Genomic DNA, 16,291 nt, shown 5'->3' on the forward strand with positions numbered 1-16,291 from the left:
GCCAGATCATCGCGGGCCACCGGAAACAACCAGCCCCTTCGGTGTGAGCAGCCCCGCCCCATCGGCGCAGGGATAGTGCACGGGCACCCCACCCGGCGTCTGGCTTGGCCGCCCGTGGCTGCGCCTCCCCGTGCCCTCGGTGGGACCTTCGCAGTCCAGCACGACGATGAGCGCTGCCTCCCGGACGCTTAAGGCCTGGTCCTCGCTGCTCACCGTCACTACCTTCGGCTCTCCGGCCGCTGCCTGTTCCCCTTTCTTCTCGACGACGCCGCCCGCTTGCAGTGTGAGCTTCCCCCGCGGCGTCTGGCAGGGCTGGCGCGTGCCGGTGGGATAGCGAAGCTGCCAACCGCTTGTCCCGTCTCCCACACCGCAGACCGCGACGGCCCAGTGTGGCTCGGCACCGAGGTCGCTGCCCCAGCCCGGCTCAGGTGCCGCTGCCTCGTAGGGCCCAAGCTGCCAGGTGCCGATGCGCACCAGAAGCATCGCGCAGGCGATGAGCACGGGGATGGTCTGCCACCACAGTACGCCCATGGCTGCCAGGATCATCGCCCCGAGCATCGCTGCCCAGGCCAGCGCCCACCCGGGTCCGCCGGGGGTGTGGAGCACCCAGGTGCGGGAGCATCGCTCGGCCACGGTGTGGATCCACCATGCCGCGGGGGCTGCAGGAACGAGAAGCCAGGCGGCCAGACCCACGGGCATACCGAGGAGCAAGGCAGCGCTGCCGACGAGGCAGGCAGCAAGTGCCAGCACCATCAGCGGGGCGACCGCCCACCCCACCGCGAGGTTGGCGGGCACGGCCGCGGGCGAGACGATGCCCGTCATCATGACGATCGCCGGCTGGGTCGCCACATCGGCGACGAAGGAGACCGCGAGAGCGCGCAGGAGCATCCCTTCGACCACCCGTGGCTCGCGAGCCCAGCGGCGCTGGGTGAACCGGCCCCAGACCAGGATGAGCCAGCGGCCAATCCGGGGGCCGGCGGTCACGATCGCCACGGTCGCCAGCACCGAGAGCAGCAGGCCGTACTCCACCGCCATGCCAGGCCGGATCAGCACCAGGGCCAGAACCGCCCCACCAAGGGCTGCCAGCGAGTCGCTCCACCGGGAACTCAACACCGCCACCGCCCCGACGAGCCCCATAAACCCGGCGCGCAGGATACTCGGCAGCGGCCCCACCACCATCGTGAAAGCCACGAGGGTGCCCATGACGATGATCCACCTACCCCGCCGGGACACCCCGCATGCGGTGGCGGCGATGGTCACCGCGCTGATGAGCACGGCGACATGCAGCCCGGAGACGGCGGTCAGGTGGGAAAGCCCGCTGACGATGTAGTGCTGCCGAATGTCCTGGGGCATCTGTGAGATATCCCCGATAAGCATGCCCGGAATCAATGCTTCTGCACCGGAGAACCACTCCTGGTTGGCCAACGTAGCCATCGGCCCGGTGCTGGCCAGCTCGTTGATGTTCCGGCGCAGCCGTGCGGAGATCCCCATAACGCCCCGTGGCTCTGCCGTGATGCTGGGCTGCCTGGTCGCGGATAGCCTTGCGGGTAACAGCCCGGGGCGCTCATCGGCCCGCACGGTCGCCGCGAGTTCGAGGGTGGTGCCGGGCTGAGCAGAAAGCAGCTCCGGGCTGCGGTGGCGGTCGTTCACAAACAGCGGCAGCTCGCCCAGCCCAGTGATCCGTACCGGGATCTTCAGGCTGCCGCCGTTGAGCACCCGTGCCCCACCGGCGATGGTGACCTCTCCCCGGTAGTGGCCCCGCGCCCCCTCCTCGTTTTTCTCACCTTGCTGGCCTGTCGATTCGCTGGAGCTGAGTTCGCGCATCAACGGGTGACTATCCACCCTGCTGACCTGCAGAGCCGTGCCCGCCGCAGCCAGGCTGGCGATCACCGCCGCAGCAACGAGATTCCACCCAGCCGCCCGAAGCACCCCGCGCCAGCGCAAGTATCTCCGCACCCGTGATGAGACCAGTACCGCGGCCGCAACGACCGCAAGGCCCACCGCTGCGACGGCCACCCATGGGCCCCGCAGCAGGATCGTCGCCGCCGTTGCGGCCCACGCGGCAACGGCGGGAAGCAGCAGCCGAAGATCCGGACCACGGCGGGCGCGCTGCGCATCGGGCGAACGCGGGTCCCGGGTGGCCTCCGGGGGCCTGCGGCCCGCCACCGACTCCACGGCCTGGGCATCCCCACCCGAATGCAGCCGCACGCTCATAAGCTGACCCCGTCCTTCATCGCCGCGAGTTTGCCGGGTCCGATGCCACGGACCTCCATGAGCTGCTCCACGGAGCGGAATGGCCCGTTGGCCTCCCGCCATTCGACGATCGCCTTGGCCGTCGCGGGCCCCACCCCGTCCAGTGTTTCGAGCTGAGCGGCATCTGCGGAGTTGATGTTAACTTTCCCGCCAGCTCCGCCTTCCCCAGCCGCACCGCCGCCAGCCCCACCAGTCGGCGTGCCAGCAGCAGCCCCACCCGACGGGCCACCCGCACCAGCCGGCCCGGCCTCGCCTGGCCGCAGTACATAGGAACCGTGCTGGTCCACAACGATCTGCAGGCCGTCGGAGACCTTCTCGGCCAAGTTCACGTTATTGAGATTCGCGCCGGGCAACGTTCCACCGGCCTGACTAATCGCCTCGCCCAGCCGCTGCTTTCCTGCCAGCTCAAGCAACCCCGGCTTACGCACCTTGCCCTGGACAGATACGACGACTGCCGCGTTCTCGTCCTGCTTTCCGTCTCCCGCCGACGCAGCGGAGCCACTGCTCTGACTGGTGACGCCTGCTCCAGCGCCCCCTTCACCAGCAGCACCATCGTTCGCTGCCGCGTCGCTGGCCCCGTCTCCATCCGCCGACAGCACCGTCTCGGCGTCCCCGCTATTCACGTTCCTGCCCGCTGGGTTGATGACTTCCTGCGCCTGCCCACCGGACCGAGAGAGCAGGCCGATGGCCCCCACCCCGATCACCAGCACGGCGACGATCCCCACCAGCACTTTGGCGGACGCGGCGCTCAACCACGAGCGCTTCTCGAAGTCCACAAGCGCCGTTTCGTGCCCCGGCATCGGCTGGGTCAGCGCGGCGATCCGTTCCTGGAGCGCGCTGTGATCCTGCTTGCGTTGAAAACTTCCTCCCATGCCGCCCAGCGAATCACGGTCGGCGGGCAAGCCCAGCGCCACGGGAGGCAACTCCCGTGGCAAAACCCCAGGAGCCTGTGGACATCCCCGGCCTGTGGATGCAGCGTGTTATACGCAGACTACGGCCACGCCGATCGCGCCCGGACCTGTGTGAACCGCGAGCCCTTCGGAAACCTCAAAGAGCTCGACATCGATGTCGGGCAGTGCCGGCGGCTTCGGCTCAGCCGCAGCACCGCCTACGGCGTCCTCCGTCGTGGCGTCCTGCGCAGCCTTCGCCGCCTTGTCGGCTTTATCCGCCTTCTCGGACTTCTTCGACTTCTCCGGCTTCAGGGCGCGGTCCATCAGCTCCGCCGGGAGCTCAGCCAGCTGCTCCTCGATCAACTGCTTCAGGTGCTTGGCCGGTTCCACCGCCTCTGACTGCATGATCCCGATCTTCATGCGACGGGGCTTCCGCGATTCCTCGGCAGCGGCATCTGCCTCGGCAACGACGACCTCGCTGGTCATCTCGACCAGCTTCGCCATGGCCTTGGCCTGGGTGCGGGTCTTCGCCGCCAGCTGCAGCTCCCCATCCGCAAGCTTGAGGATTGGCTTGATCGCCAGGGCCGTGGTCAACAGCGTGCGCGCGGTGGACAAACGCCCGCCCCGGCGCAGGCTATCGATCTTGTGCACGTACAGCCACAGGGTGGCCGTGTTCAGCACCCGGTCCGCGGCATCAGCCACCTCATCGAGGCTGCCTCCTGCGCGAGCCACCCGCGCGGCTTCCAGCGCAGCGTAACCGAGCGTCATACCCGCCGTGTTCGTATCCACGACGCGCACCTTGCCCTCCAACACCCCAGCTGCAGTCACCGCGTTGGACCACGTGGAGGACAGCTCCTTGGACAAGTGCAGCGCGACCACGCCCTCGTCCCCACTGCGCTCCAGCAGTCGGGCATAACTCGCGGTCAACTCCAGCGCCCCCAGTCCCGCGGTGGTCTTCTCTGCCCCCTGCCCCGAGGTATACAGGTCCACCACCGTCACGCCCGCAGCGTCGGCGAGCTCGCGGGGCAGGCAGCTGGCGGAGTCCGTGATCACATGAACGGTCACCGTGCTGCTCCCCCTTCATCCGGGTTATCCAGTTGTTGGCCCGAAACCTGCACTCCGACGTTCCAGCCTTCCAGGTACCAGCGCGGGGTGCGCCACCACTCGGCCGCAGCGTTCGGTACCTCCGGGACGGTGGAACCATCCACCGCAGGCGCGGTCTGCGGCCCGTCCCCCAGCTCAGTCATCGGGAAGTGCGGGCGCGCCACCAATTCTGCCCAGCGCGCGTTGCCAAGCCGGGCGAATACCGGGTAGTGCTCCGCCGGCACGTCCAGCAAGCGCGAAGTCAGCGCCGCGATCGACCCACCATGTGCCACCACCAGCACGGTGCCTTCGAAGGAATCGGAGGCCATAAGGTCCGCGATCCCCGCCGCGGTGCGTTCAGCCACTTCCAGCCGGGTCTCCCCACGAGGCGGTGACCAGCGCGGATCGTGGCGCCAATACGCTCGCTGGCCGGGGTACTGCTCGTCGATCTCGGTGTGGGATCCGCCCTGCCAGTCTCCCAGGTGGGTTTCCCGGAACCGGGGATCGACGTCAACATCCAGCCCCCAGGCCTCGGCGACGATGCTCGCCGTCTCCACCGCGCGCTCCAGGTCGGAGGCGACCACCTTCGTGACGTTCCAGTCGCGAGCCACCGCGGCGACGTCACGGGCTTGCTGCCGGCCGACGTCTGATAGCGGGGTGTCCAGCTGACCCTGCATGCGCCCTGCGGAGTTGTACTCCGTCTCTCCGTGGCGCATCAGGATGAGCCTGCGCTGGCTCGCGTTAGCAGTCATGGCGGTGTTCTTCTTGGTCGTGTTTTATCGTGGCTGGGTTTTAGAGCTCGTCGGCGTCGGGCTCTGGGCCAGCCAGCGGCAGATCGTCGATGGTCTGGACGTCGAGGACCTCCACCTCGGCATCCGGGTCCCAGTTGGCGCCGCGATCGACCTGCTCCACGCCCTCGACCTCGATCTGCGGGGCGTCGAGGAAGAGACGGTCTAGCGCATAGTACTCGCGCTCCGCGCGGCGCTGCACGTGGACGACAACGTCGCCGTAGTCCAGCAGCACCCACAGCCCCTCGCCGCGCCCCTCGCGGCGCAGGGGCTTCGTGCCATTTTCGGCCAGGTGATCCTCGACTTCGTCAACGATGGACTGCACGTGGCGTTCGTTATCGCCGGTGACGATCACAAAACAGTCGATGATGGCCAGGCGGTTGGAGACGTCGATGACGAGGATGTCTTCGCCCTTCTTCTCATCTGCCGCCTGGGCAGCGAGACTGGCGAGGGCGATGGATTCTGGTTGTGCGGTCAAGCGAAACCTTTCTAAAGAAGTATGCTCTAGCCCCATGATAGCGGGGCACCCACAAGGGTTCCGCCTGCTCCCGGCGCGTCGGGCAGTACGGGGTGTCGCGCGTTGCTAAATGGCACCTAATCCACGTACATGCGGTGCTTGGCGATGTACTGCACCACACCGTCAGGCACGAGGTACCAGACCGGCCGGCCGCTCATCGCACGCTCCCGGCAGTCCGTGGAGGAAATCGCCATCGCTGGAATCTCCACGAGGCTCAACCGCCCGGCGTCCACTTCCCTGACCAGGGGGAAATCCAGCTCGGAGAGTTCATAACCAGGGCGAGTCACCCCGACGAAGTTCGCCAGGTCGAACATGGATTCCCAGTCCCGCCACGTGAGAATCTTATTCAGCGCGTCCGCGCCGGTGATGAAGAACAGTTCCGCGTCCGGGTAGATCTTGCGCATATCTGTCAGCGTGTCGACGGTGTAGGTGTTTCCCCCACGGTCGATATCCACCCGGGAGACCCGGAAGCTCGGGTTCGCGGCGGTTGCAATGACGGTCATCAGGTAGCGGTCCTCTGCCGGGGAGACCCGCTTGCCCTTCTTCTGCCAGGGCTGCCCGGTGGGGACGAAGACGACGACGTCCAAGTCGAAGCGGTCCGCAACCTCGCTCGCGGCGACCAGGTGGCCATTGTGAATGGGATCGAAGGTCCCACCCATGACGCCGACGCGGCGCGGCGAATCCGGGGTCGCGGGGGCTTCCACGGCCGGGGACTGGGTGTTAGTCATGCTGCTTAGGCTAGCGCACCGGAATCAAAAGACCAGTGCGCGCTGTACTACCTAGGGGCGGGTCTGTCCCTCACCCGTGAGCACCCACTTGGTGCTCGTGAGCTCCGGCAGACCCATCGGCCCGCGAGCGTGCAGCTTCTGGGTGGAGATGCCGATCTCGGCACCAAAGCCGAACTCCTCACCGTCCGTCCAGGCGGTGGAGGTGTTGAGAGAGAGCGCGGCAGCATCCACGTGCTTCTCGAAGTAGCGCACCACCTCGTAGTCGCGTGCGGAGATCCCTTCGGTGTGGCCAGAGCTGTAGGTGGTGATGTGCTCCACTGCCCCATGCACCCCGTCCACGATCGCTGCGGCGATGTCGAAGCTCAAGTACTCGTCGGTCCAGTCCTCCTCGGTGGCCTCCACCACGTCTTCGGCCAGGCTATCGAGCTCGGCCTTCACGCCGTGGATGCGCACGCCGGCGGCGGACAGCTCGGCGAAGACACGCTTCTTGGCGCCCTCAGAAAGGGCAGCATCCAGCAGAACGGTCTCGGTCGCATTGCACACCGAACAGCGGCGGGTCTTGCCGTTGAGCAGCAGCTGGATCGCCTCGTCCAGGTCCGCGGAGGCGTCGATGTAGAAGTGGCACTTGCCCGTGCCCGTCTCGATTGCTGGCACGGTCGCGTTGAGGACGACTGCCTCGATCAGTCGCGCCCCACCGCGTGGGATGACGACGTCCACCAGGCCGCGGGCGGTGACCAGGTCCTGGACGGAATCGTGGCTATCGCACGGCAGCAACTGGACGATGTCGCGGGACAGCCCCTGCTCGGCGGCGACGTCCTGCAGCAGCTCCACCAGCTTCTCGTTGGTCTGGCGGGCCGAGCGGGACCCGCGCAGCAGCGGGACGTTGCCGGACTTGATGGCCAGGCCGAAGGCGTCGACGGTGACGTTCGGGCGGGCCTCGTAGACCATGCCCATCACGCCGATTGGGGTACGAACCTGCTTAAGGTCGATGCCGTTCGGGCGGGTGTGTCCGCGGACCACCTCGCCGACCGGGTCCGGCAGACCGACGATCTGGCGCAGCCCGCCGGCGATGCCCTCGATGCGGCCTGCATCCAGGGCCAGGCGGTCGATCAGGGCATCGTCGAAACCGGCCCCGCGGCCTGCAGCGATGTCCTTGGCATTGGCCTCGATGATCGCGTCGGTGTTGGCGATCAGCGCATCGGCGGCGGCGAGCAGCAGGTCATTCTTCTGCTGGGTGGTGAGCACAACCCGGCTGGCCTGCTTCGCCTTGGCGGCCTTCTCAAGCACTTCTTCGCGCTCAGCCTGACGCTGGGGGGAAAGGTTATCGATCTTTTCGCTCATCATGCCTCTTTCATGTTGGGAAAAATTTGGGTCTGCCCTGGCGGGAGCCAGGAATGGTGGGGCTAGATCGGCAGCTGCTGGCGGCGGGGCGGCTGTCGGTTTGCGTAATAGGAGAGGTAATCGGTGTGGATCACGGGGCGCTGCGCGTCGCCCGGAAGCTCCGAGGTGTGGCGTCCCAGCATCGGAGCCAGGTCGGTGGCGTCATAGTTGACCTCACCGCGGCCGAAGATCTTGCCCTCGCTGTCCACGAGGTCCACGATGTCGCCGCGGTTAAAGTCACCCATGACCTGGGTGACGCCGACGGCCAGGAGGGACTTGTTGCCGTCGACCACGGCCTTTTTCGCGCCGTCGTCGAGCTGCAGTGCGCCGCGGGACTCGGCGGCGTAGAGCACCCAGAACTTCCAGGCGGAGAGGCGATCTTCCTCCGGCCAGAAGCAAGTTCCCACGGACGCACTTTCCAGGGCGGGGGCGATGTTTTCGGTGGAGGTCAGCAGCACCGGCACTCCCGCTCGGGAGGCGAGTCGGGCAGCGGTGACCTTCGCGGCCATCCCACCGGTGCCCAGTCGGCCGCCGTCGCCGGCGGCAACCCCCGAGAGGTCATTGCTGCTACGCACCTCGGAAACAAACTGCGCATCCGGCTCGTTCGGATTGCGGTCGTAAAGACCGTCGACGTCGGAGAGCAGGACGAGGGCGTCCGCGAAGACGAGGTGGGAGACGATGGCGGCGAGGCGGTCGTTATCGCCGAAACGCATCTCGGAGGTCGCGACCGTATCGTTCTCGTTGACGATCGGCACGGCGGAGAGCTGGCGCAGGCGGTCGATGGTGCGCTGCGCATTGCGGGCGCGGTCGCGACGGCCGGCATCGGCGGCAGTCAGGAGGACCTGGCCGATGGTGCGGCCGTAACGGGCGAAGCTCCTCCCCCACTCCTGGGCGAGCAGCACCTGGCCCACCGAGGCGGCAGCCTGCTTGGTGGCCAGGTCGCTGGGGCGCTGGCGCAGACCGAGCGGGTCCATGCCCGAGGCGACCGCACCGGAAGATACGACGATGAGGTCCGTGTCATCCGACATACGAGCTTCGAGAGCATCGGCGATGGTGTCGATGCGCGCAGGATCTACGCGTCCGGACTCGTCGGTCAGGGAGGAGGATCCGATTTTCACCACCAGTCGCTTGGCATTGGCGATGCGATGGCGCACGGTGCCGGGCTCCGGCATCGTGGCGGCATCTAGCTGCTGTGTGGGCATTGAATTTTCTTTGCTCGCTGCAGACATGCCCACCAGTATGCCAAATTACTTATGAATACTGAGGCTTTTGAGTTATCTAAACGTTATCTAACTCGCTACCCAGGGTCGCACTAGCCCTGCCAGCGCTCGGTATGCGCGACCTCGCCATCGCCGTAATCGTATTCGTCGATCAGACCGCGTCGTGCCTGGGAGGCACGCTTACGCTGCTCTGCAGTCACACGGTCCGTCTGCTCCAGGCGGCGGTCCTTACCACGGCCGTATGCCGGGGTCTGATCCACGCCCGCCACGGTCTGCGGATCCCACTCGAAGGTGATCCCACCGATGGTGACCTCGGAACCATCCACGGCGCCGGCCTGCCACAGCGCTTCCTCAACACCGGCCTTAGCCAGGCGGTCGGCGAGGAAGCCGATAGCCTCGTCATTCTCGAAATCGGTCTGCAGGATCCAGCGGTCAATCTTCTGCCCGGTAACAATGAACGCGCCTGGGTTCTGCTTATCCTCGTGGACTTCGAAGTCCGCGAAACGGCCCTTACGCTTCGGCCCCACCGACTGCGGACGAATAACCTGCTGCGGCTCTGGGGTGTTCTCAACCTTCTTGCGGTGCTCCCGGACGATGTCCATCAGGGCGAAGCGCAGCTCGTTGAGCCCGGTACGCGCGACCGTGGAGATGCGGAAGATCGGCCAGCCGAACTTCTTCAGCTCCTCTTCCTGCAGGTCCGCCATGTCCTCGGCATCCGGCACGTCCATCTTGTTCAGGATGATGACGCGGGGACGTTCCCGCAGGTCGCCCAGTCCGGCATCGGCGCTGAGCTCACTCTGGTAGCTGTCCAGTTCGTGCTCGAGGGCTCGAATATCGTCCAGCGGATTGCGCTCGGATTCCAGCGCTGCTGCGTCCACCACGTGTGCCAGGACGGCAGTGCGCTCGATGTGGCGCAGGAAGTCCAGGCCGAGGCCGCGCCCCTCGCTGGCCCCTGGGATGAGGCCCGGAACGTCGGCGATGGTGAAAGTATCGTGATCCACGCTGACCACCCCGAGGTTCGGCGCGAGCGTGGTGAAGGGATAGTCCGCGATCTTGGGCTTGGCCGCGGAAAGCACGGAAATCAGGGAGGATTTGCCCGCAGAGGGGAAGCCCACGAGGCCGACGTCGGCCATCGACTTCAACTCAAGGGTGACGTCCTTCTGCTCGCCGGGTTCACCCAGCAGCGCGAAGCCCGGGGCCTTACGCGTCTTAGAGGCCAGCGAGGCGTTACCCAGCCCGCCGAAGCCTCCCTGGGCGACGATAACCTTCTGCCCGGGGCTGACGAGGTCGGCGAGCACCTCGCCGTCTTCGTCAATGACGACGGTTCCCGGTGGGACGTGGAGGGTCAGGTCCTTGCCGCGGGCACCGTGCCGGTCGTCGCCGGCGCCATTGTTGCCGCGCTCGGCGCGCACGTGCGGGGAGAAACGGAAGTCCAGCAAAGTGTGCACCTGGGGGTCAACTTCGAGGACGATATCCCCACCGTGGCCACCGTTGCCGCCGTCCGGCCCGCCCAGGGGCATGAACTTCTCGCGGCGCACAGAGTTACAGCCATTGCCGCCATCGCCGGCTTTGAGGTGCAGAACGACCCGGTCAACGAATTGCGACATGGTTGTAAGTCCTTCCTTCGATCGGATTCAAATTTTAGCGAATAATGCAAAGAAGCTCCCGCCCTCGCCCCGGTGGGGCGGAAAGTGCGGGAGCTTCGTGCTCGTGGGGTTGTTAAAACCGCGGGCTTTAAGCCTCGACGGCCTCGTCCTCCACGATGTTCACCAGGCGACGGTTGCGCTTGGTGGAGAACTGGACGGCGCCAGCCTTCAGTGCGAACAGCGTGTCATCGCCGCCGCGACCAACGTTCACACCTGGGTGGAACTTGGTGCCGCGCTGACGGATGAGGATCTCGCCCGCCTTGACCTGCTGGCCGCCGAAGCGCTTAACACCGAGACGCTTTGCCTCGGAGTCGCGACCGTTACTGGAGCTAGAAGCACCCTTCTTAGTTGCCATGAGTCTCCCTCCTCGGGAAGAAGTAAGAGCACCCGCGCACTCAGCACGGACGCGTCTCGGTTATTACTTGATGCCGGTGATCTTCAGCACGGTCAGGGCCTGACGGTGGCCCCAGCGGCGCTTGTATCCGGTCTTGTTCTTGTAGTGCATTCCGCGGATCTTCGGGCCACGAACGTGCTCGACGATCTCTGCGTTCACGGCGACGTTTTCCAGCTTGTCGCCGGAGGTCAGATCCGCGCCATCGACGACGAGAACCGGGGTGAGAGCCACGGCGGAACCTGGCTCACCCTCGATCTTCTCGACCTTGACGAGGTCACCTTCGGCAACCTTGTACTGCTTGCCGCCGGTCTTGACGATCGCGTACATGGTAGGGCTACCCCTTATAAATCTCTTCGACTCAGGCAGCTCTCGACGACGATCCCACGTGCGACGCGAGCATCCTGACTGGACAATATGCAAAATTAAGTGTGTTCATTTCGGCATAGCAAGCCGGGCCCGATTAGGGGCAATGAACAGCGACTGCTCAATACTACCCAGCAGGGGCCGGAAAACCAAAATCTTTTTCCAGCCCATCGCAGGTAGCGCCCGGCCGAACCATCAGGCCGTTAAGGGTGGGGCTCAAGTGACGAACCCGCCATGGGCTCCTCCCCCGGCCGCGGTCAATCAAGCACGCAACGGTGGCTCAGACATGACCGCGGACTGAGCGCTCACCCGTGAAGTGAGCGTGCAGCCCCTGGGGCTAGCGCCGCGGATTGCTGCGCACAACCCGGCGACGACGATCGCGCGTGCGGCCTCGAGACTCACTCTGCGCCGGTTGCTCGGTCTTCCCGGCGTTCCGGCTCTCCCGCTTCGGCTCCTCCTTGGCCTGGTTGGCCTCGGGCTGAGCGCCGAAGTCCTCCGGCTGCGGACGGCGGTCCGACACGGAATTGCCGCGAGTGCGGCGGCGACGGCGTGGCGAGTTCTCGAACTCCTTGACCGCCTCCTCATAGGTGGTGGCACCGTACTTCCCCGCACCCCGAGTTCCAGAGCGCCGCGTTGCGCTGGATCGGCGATCGCCCGCCGAACCTTGCTTCTGCCCGGAACGCTGCTGCCCGCTCGACTCCTCACCGCGCAGGGTGTCCCCGCCTGCCTGTCGCGTGTCGGACTGTCGAACGGCCGGCCTCGAGCGGACCACGCGACGGCCACGGCGACGCGCCCCACGGGAGCCGCTCTCGGACTTCTGCTGCTCACCCCGCTGATCAGAACCGCGGTCCTCGCGAGAAGAAATCTTCAGCTCCGGGGCATCCGCATTCGCCGCAGAGCGTCGCTGGGCGGCGCCACCCCGCTGCTGGCTAGGTGCCGTGCGCCGCACAATGCGGCGAACCACCCGGCGAGGAGCGCGCTCCTGGCCGGACTGGGATGCCTCATCCGATCGGTCGGCAGATTGCTTCTTCTCCGCGGACCCCTGCTCGGTGCGGGCGGTGGCGTCCTTCACAGAAGAGCTGGTGCGGCGCTGAACGGAACGGCGACCGCCCCGGCGCGACGTCCTCGTCTCCTGCTTCTGCTCCCCGCCGAGATCTGCCGCGGACTCAGAACCTGCCTGCGAATCCTGGCGCTGCTTGCCGGAGCGGCGTTCCTGCCCCTCGGAGTTGCGGTGGTCCTGAGCATCCTCGCGCCCCTTGCCATTGGCGACCTTGGACTTGGAGCCCTTGTCCTCGTGGCGCGTCGCGTTCTTGCCGCGCTGGTCACGCTGCTCGTCACGGCCGTGGTTCTTGGACCCCTGGTCTCCGCGTCCGCCCTGACGCTGCTCCGTGCCCTGACCGTTGCGCTGCTCCTTGCTGCCACGCTCGTCACGGCCGCGGCCATTGCCACGGGAGGAACGACGGCGACGCTCTGGCTCCTCGCTAAAGTCCTGCTCGACCGGGTCGGGATGCACGATCACGCCGCGGCCGTCGCAGCACTCACAGGTGGTGGAGAAGGTCTCCAGCAGGCCAGCACCCAGGCGCTTGCGGGTGATCTGCACCAGGCCCAGCGAGGTGACCTCGCTGACCTTGTGGTGGGTGCGGTCGCGGCCCAAGTACTCGATGAGGCGGCGCAGCACCAGGTCCTGGTTCTCCTCCAGCACCATGTCGATAAAGTCGACGACGATCATGCCGCCGATATCGCGCAGCCGCATCTGGCGCACGATCTCCTCGGCGGCCTCGAGGTTATTCTCGGTGACTGTTTCCTCGAGGTTGCCGCCGGAGCCCACGAAGGAGCCGGTGTTGACGTCGATGACGGTCATCGCCTCGGTGTGGTCGATGACCAGGTGGCCACCGGAGGGCAGCCAGACCTTCCTGCACAACGCCTTGGCGAGCTGGTCGTCGAGACGGTGCGCGGCGAAAACGTCCTCGTCGGCGTGCTGCTCGGGGTGCCACTTGTGCACCCGATCCATCAGCTCCGGGGCCATGCGACCCATGTAATCGCGGACCATGCGCCAGGACTTATCGCCCTCGACGAGCAGCTCGGAGAAGTCCTCGTTGAACAGGTCGCGGATGACCGTGATCAGCATGTTCGGCTCTTCGTAGAGCGTCACCGGCTTCGCGCCCTTGGACTTGCGCTCCTTGGCCTCGGTCTTCTCGATGTTCAGCCACTGCTTGTGGAGGCGGTTGACGTCCTCCTCGATGAGCTCCTCGGCTACGTTTTCCGCGGCGGTGCGGATGATCGCCCCGCCCTGGCCCGGCACGACGCGCTGCAGGATCTCCTTCAGCCGCTTGCGCTCGGCCTCCGGCAGCTTGCGGGAAATGCCTGCGGTGGTACCGCCCGGGAAGTACACGAGGTAGCGACCTGCGAAGCTGATGCGATTGGTCAGGCGGGCACCCTTGTGGCCGACCGGGTCCTTAATGACCTGGACCATGACCTGGTCGCCAGAGCGCAGCGCCTGGTCAATGCGGCGGGACTTGGAGTGCAGGTGCGGGGAATGCCAGTTGACCTCGCTGGCGTAGAGCACCGCGTTGCGGCCGGTGCCGATGTCAATGAATGCCGCCTCCATGGAAGCCAGGACATTCTGCACCCGGCCCAGGTAAATATTGCCGACCATCGACTGCTGGGTGTCGCTGGTGACGAAGTGCTCGACCAGCTGGCCATCCTCAACGACGCCCACCTGGGTCGTCAGGCCGGTGTGGTCGTGGCGCTCGGCGTCGCGCACCATCATCTGGCGGTGCACGGACTCCCGGCGCGCGAGGAACTCGGAGCGGCTGATGGCCTTGTGGCGGCCGCGCTCGCGGTTCTCCTCCCGCCAGCGGCGCTTGGATTCCAGGCGGGTGGAGCCCTTCAGGCGCACCGGCTCGTCGACGATGTCCGCCTCTTCGCGCTCACCCGGGTGCAGCTGGTCGGCGGTGATGGCCTCCTCGGTTGCGCCCTGCGGCTCCGGGTTGGGCTGCTGGGCCTTCTGTTCCTTCTTCTTGGGCTCCGCCTTCTTGGCCTCGGAATTCTTCGAGGGTTCCTGCTTCTTGGACCCCTCGTCCGAAAGCTCCGTCTTCGCCGCTGCCGAGTCCTGCTGGATGGCTCGGCTGCCCACGCGGCGCACGATTCGGCGCACACGGCGGCGAGTGGGCTGCGGAGTCGCCTCGTCCGTAGAAGTCTGGCTCTCCGGGGTGGTGCCTGCCGGCGACTCGGCCTGAGCTGGTTGCTCCGCTGCGGCCTGGCGCGGCTGCGCGTTGTCTACCTCGGCCTTCTTCGCTTCCGCCTTCTTGGTGGCGGCACGCTTGGTGCTCGACTTCTTCGCAGCGCCCTTCTTCTCAGCCTGCTGTGCACTCTTTTCGGCGCTCTTTTGGGTGCTCTTGCGAGCACCCTTCTTAGGCTCTGCCTTCTTCTGCTCTTCCTGCTGTTCAGCAGCCTCTGGAGAGGTGTCTTGCTCCGGAGTCTCCTGCGTGGGCGCAGCCTCCTTCGCAGCAGTCTTCTTCGTGCTCTTCTTAGCAGTCGTCTTCTTAGGCGTTGCCTTCTTAGCGGCGCTCTTCTTGGCCCCCGCCTTCTTGGCAGTACGCTTCTTGGCCTCGACCTTGTCGGCAGCGGGCTCCGCTGCGTCAGCCTCGCGCTTCGCCGCTGGCTGCTCAGACTGGGTTACCCCTCCCCCGGCAGCCAGGCGAGAGACCACATCGGTGGCCTCCTCGTTCGACAGCGTCGAGGAAGGAACCTTGCCAGCGATCCCGAACTCCCCCAGCACGGCGATGAACTCCTTGCTGGTGATCCCCAGCTCCTTGGCCACCGAGTGCACGCGCACCCTGCGACCGAAGCTTTCAGTATTAATTTTTCCGGCCGATTCAATCAGCGCTGGTTCCGGCGTAAAAGCCACGTTTCTCCTTGAAAGTTTTTCTCGCGCTAGCTGGCGGCGTCCTAAAGAAAAAGATCGAGAACAGCAGCGGACCTGTGGAAACGACGGCCGCTGCGCCAGCCAGGCGCCAGAGCGACACCGAGGCCGGACGCCTCAAAGGAGGCCTGGCAATGGGGTGTGCTCGCAAACGATGTTTAAGTGTGATGGATTAGCCCTGACCTGACCGCATCGTCGTTGTGGGTGACGGTGAAGGAAAATCCTGTCCCCCATCTTGTCATAACTTCCCCCGCGATGAGGGAGCCGGCATCGCGAGAGGTCGTGTGTGGGGAGGTTGCTACGCTGATGGAATGTTCCAGATCAGCGAGAAGCAGCTTCAAGGCCACTACGCGAAGCATCAACCTTCCACGGTGCTTGGTTGGGCCCTCGGCGTTGTGTGGACGCTCGTCGTCATCACCTGTTCTGCCCTGCCAGAAGTGTGGATGGGTTTCGTGGCGATTGCTTTTCTGCTGGGGCTGATGGTCTTCGGCTATATGAAGTTCTTCAACCGGCATGGCTACCGCATGAACGACTACGATCCGCTCAAGCCGGATGCGAAGCTGCAGCGGACCGAGTTCAACTGCCGCGAAGTGCTGCGCTTCGTTGTCCCCTACTCCGCAGCCTATGTGGCACTGAACCTCGCACAGTCAGCGGCGCCGTGGCTGGTCGTCATTCCGGCAGCGATCGCCACCGGCCTGGGGATGGTGTGGTATTTCAACTCCGGGGCGCACCACCCAACGCATTATGCAGCGCCACCACAACTATTCGGCGACGCGGGCGATGACTCCTCAGCGGTTGGGACTGGCCAGGTGTTCGAGGGTCCGGATGCCATCGTGGCCTTCATGCATGCCGATGAGCTCGTGCCCGGCATTTATCAGCGTTTGGAAAGCGAGCTCGTGGCGGAGCTGGTCGCGCACGGGGCCGTCGAGCACGAGGTCAAGGCTGCCCTCAACGAGGCCGATGCGCACGGGCAGGTGGTGCGGATCCGCGAGATGCGACACCGCGGTAGCACCGACCAGTGGTTGACGCTGACTGAAGAAGCTAGCCAGGAGTACCAGGACAGCGTCCGCGCCACCCGTGGTCTAGCAAACAAATAACGGCACC

Annotated in this window: 13 protein-coding genes; 1 reads left to right on the top strand and 12 read right to left on the bottom strand. The window is 65.8% G+C overall.

Going from position 1 to position 16,291, the window contains the following annotated elements; all coding sequences use genetic code 11:
* Positions 1 to 6 precede the first annotated feature (6 nt).
* From CU_RS06840 to CU_RS06895, 12 genes are all read right to left on the bottom strand, one after another.
* Complete coding sequence (locus tag CU_RS06840; RefSeq protein ID WP_012360606.1) at positions 7 to 2,214, bottom strand: ComEC/Rec2 family competence protein; 2,208 nt, start codon at positions 2,212 to 2,214, stop codon at positions 7 to 9.
* The gene (locus tag CU_RS06845) at positions 2,211 to 3,167 is read right to left on the bottom strand and encodes a ComEA family DNA-binding protein (RefSeq protein WP_012360607.1); all 957 of its coding nucleotides are present in this window, start codon (positions 3,165 to 3,167) and stop codon (positions 2,211 to 2,213) included. The genes CU_RS06840 and CU_RS06845 overlap by 4 nt, the downstream gene beginning before the upstream one ends.
* Positions 3,168 to 3,233: 66 nt before the next feature.
* Entirely contained in the window at positions 3,234 to 4,208 is a 975-nt protein-coding gene (locus CU_RS06850; protein ID WP_012360608.1) for a DegV family protein, read from the bottom strand.
* Positions 4,205 to 4,978: a histidine phosphatase family protein gene (locus CU_RS06855; protein ID WP_012360609.1), complete on the bottom strand. Its 774-nt coding sequence runs from the start codon at positions 4,976 to 4,978 to the stop codon at positions 4,205 to 4,207. The genes CU_RS06850 and CU_RS06855 overlap by 4 nt, the downstream gene beginning before the upstream one ends.
* A gap of 40 nt (positions 4,979 to 5,018) precedes the next feature.
* Positions 5,019 to 5,528 (bottom strand): ribosome silencing factor, encoded by a 510-nt coding sequence (rsfS, locus tag CU_RS06860; protein ID WP_012360610.1) that lies wholly within the window; start codon positions 5,526 to 5,528, stop codon positions 5,019 to 5,021.
* Positions 5,529 to 5,608: 80 nt separating this feature from the next.
* Positions 5,609 to 6,259 (bottom strand): nicotinate-nucleotide adenylyltransferase, encoded by a 651-nt coding sequence (gene nadD / locus CU_RS06865; protein ID WP_012360611.1) that lies wholly within the window; start codon positions 6,257 to 6,259, stop codon positions 5,609 to 5,611.
* 51 nt (positions 6,260 to 6,310) lie between these two features.
* Positions 6,311 to 7,600 (bottom strand): glutamate-5-semialdehyde dehydrogenase, encoded by a 1,290-nt coding sequence (locus CU_RS06870; RefSeq protein ID WP_012360612.1) that lies wholly within the window; start codon positions 7,598 to 7,600, stop codon positions 6,311 to 6,313.
* A gap of 62 nt (positions 7,601 to 7,662) precedes the next feature.
* Positions 7,663 to 8,841, bottom strand: a complete 1,179-nt coding sequence (gene proB / locus CU_RS06875) for a glutamate 5-kinase (RefSeq protein ID WP_231837629.1) — start codon at positions 8,839 to 8,841, stop codon at positions 7,663 to 7,665.
* 110 nt (positions 8,842 to 8,951) lie between these two features.
* Positions 8,952 to 10,466, bottom strand: coding sequence for a GTPase ObgE (obgE, locus tag CU_RS06880; RefSeq protein WP_012360614.1), 1,515 nt, complete (start codon positions 10,464 to 10,466; stop codon positions 8,952 to 8,954).
* 127 nt (positions 10,467 to 10,593) lie between these two features.
* A complete protein-coding gene (rpmA, locus tag CU_RS06885; protein WP_012360615.1) occupies positions 10,594 to 10,860 on the bottom strand; it encodes a 50S ribosomal protein L27 in 267 nt (88 codons plus the stop codon).
* 63 nt (positions 10,861 to 10,923) lie between these two features.
* Complete coding sequence (rplU, locus tag CU_RS06890) at positions 10,924 to 11,226, bottom strand: 50S ribosomal protein L21 (protein WP_012360616.1); 303 nt, start codon at positions 11,224 to 11,226, stop codon at positions 10,924 to 10,926.
* A 373-nt stretch (positions 11,227 to 11,599) separates the two neighbouring features.
* Complete coding sequence (locus CU_RS06895; RefSeq protein ID WP_012360617.1) at positions 11,600 to 15,172, bottom strand: translation initiation factor IF-2 N-terminal domain-containing protein; 3,573 nt, start codon at positions 15,170 to 15,172, stop codon at positions 11,600 to 11,602.
* 326 nt (positions 15,173 to 15,498) lie between these two features.
* On the opposite strand from CU_RS06895, the gene CU_RS06900 reads away from it, so the two are divergent.
* Positions 15,499 to 16,284, top strand: coding sequence for a hypothetical protein (locus tag CU_RS06900; protein WP_012360618.1), 786 nt, complete (start codon positions 15,499 to 15,501; stop codon positions 16,282 to 16,284).
* Positions 16,285 to 16,291: the final 7 nt, after the last annotated feature.

The organism is Corynebacterium urealyticum DSM 7109, from assembly GCF_000069945.1.
GTDB lineage: Bacteria > Actinomycetota > Actinomycetes > Mycobacteriales > Mycobacteriaceae > Corynebacterium > Corynebacterium urealyticum.

What these genes read in the sequence shown, in the direction of transcription:
- CU_RS06870 (WP_012360612.1), bottom strand. Translation starts at nt 7,600, where the DNA reads ATGAGCGAAAAGATCGATAACCTTTCCCCCCAGCGTCAGGCTGAGCGC.
- rplU (WP_012360616.1), bottom strand. Translation starts at nt 11,226, where the DNA reads ATGTACGCGATCGTCAAGACCGGCGGCAAGCAGTACAAGGTTGCCGAA.
- CU_RS06840 (WP_012360606.1), bottom strand. Translation starts at nt 2,214, where the DNA reads ATGAGCGTGCGGCTGCATTCGGGTGGGGATGCCCAGGCCGTGGAGTCG.
- CU_RS06900 (WP_012360618.1), top strand. Translation starts at nt 15,499, where the DNA reads ATGTTCCAGATCAGCGAGAAGCAGCTTCAAGGCCACTACGCGAAGCAT.
- CU_RS06855 (WP_012360609.1), bottom strand. Translation starts at nt 4,978, where the DNA reads ATGACTGCTAACGCGAGCCAGCGCAGGCTCATCCTGATGCGCCACGGA.
- nadD (WP_012360611.1), bottom strand. Translation starts at nt 6,259, where the DNA reads ATGACTAACACCCAGTCCCCGGCCGTGGAAGCCCCCGCGACCCCGGAT.
- proB (WP_231837629.1), bottom strand. Translation starts at nt 8,841, where the DNA reads ATGCCCACACAGCAGCTAGATGCCGCCACGATGCCGGAGCCCGGCACC.
- obgE (WP_012360614.1), bottom strand. Translation starts at nt 10,466, where the DNA reads ATGTCGCAATTCGTTGACCGGGTCGTTCTGCACCTCAAAGCCGGCGAT.
- rsfS (WP_012360610.1), bottom strand. Translation starts at nt 5,528, where the DNA reads ATGGGGCTAGAGCATACTTCTTTAGAAAGGTTTCGCTTGACCGCACAA.
- rpmA (WP_012360615.1), bottom strand. Translation starts at nt 10,860, where the DNA reads ATGGCAACTAAGAAGGGTGCTTCTAGCTCCAGTAACGGTCGCGACTCC.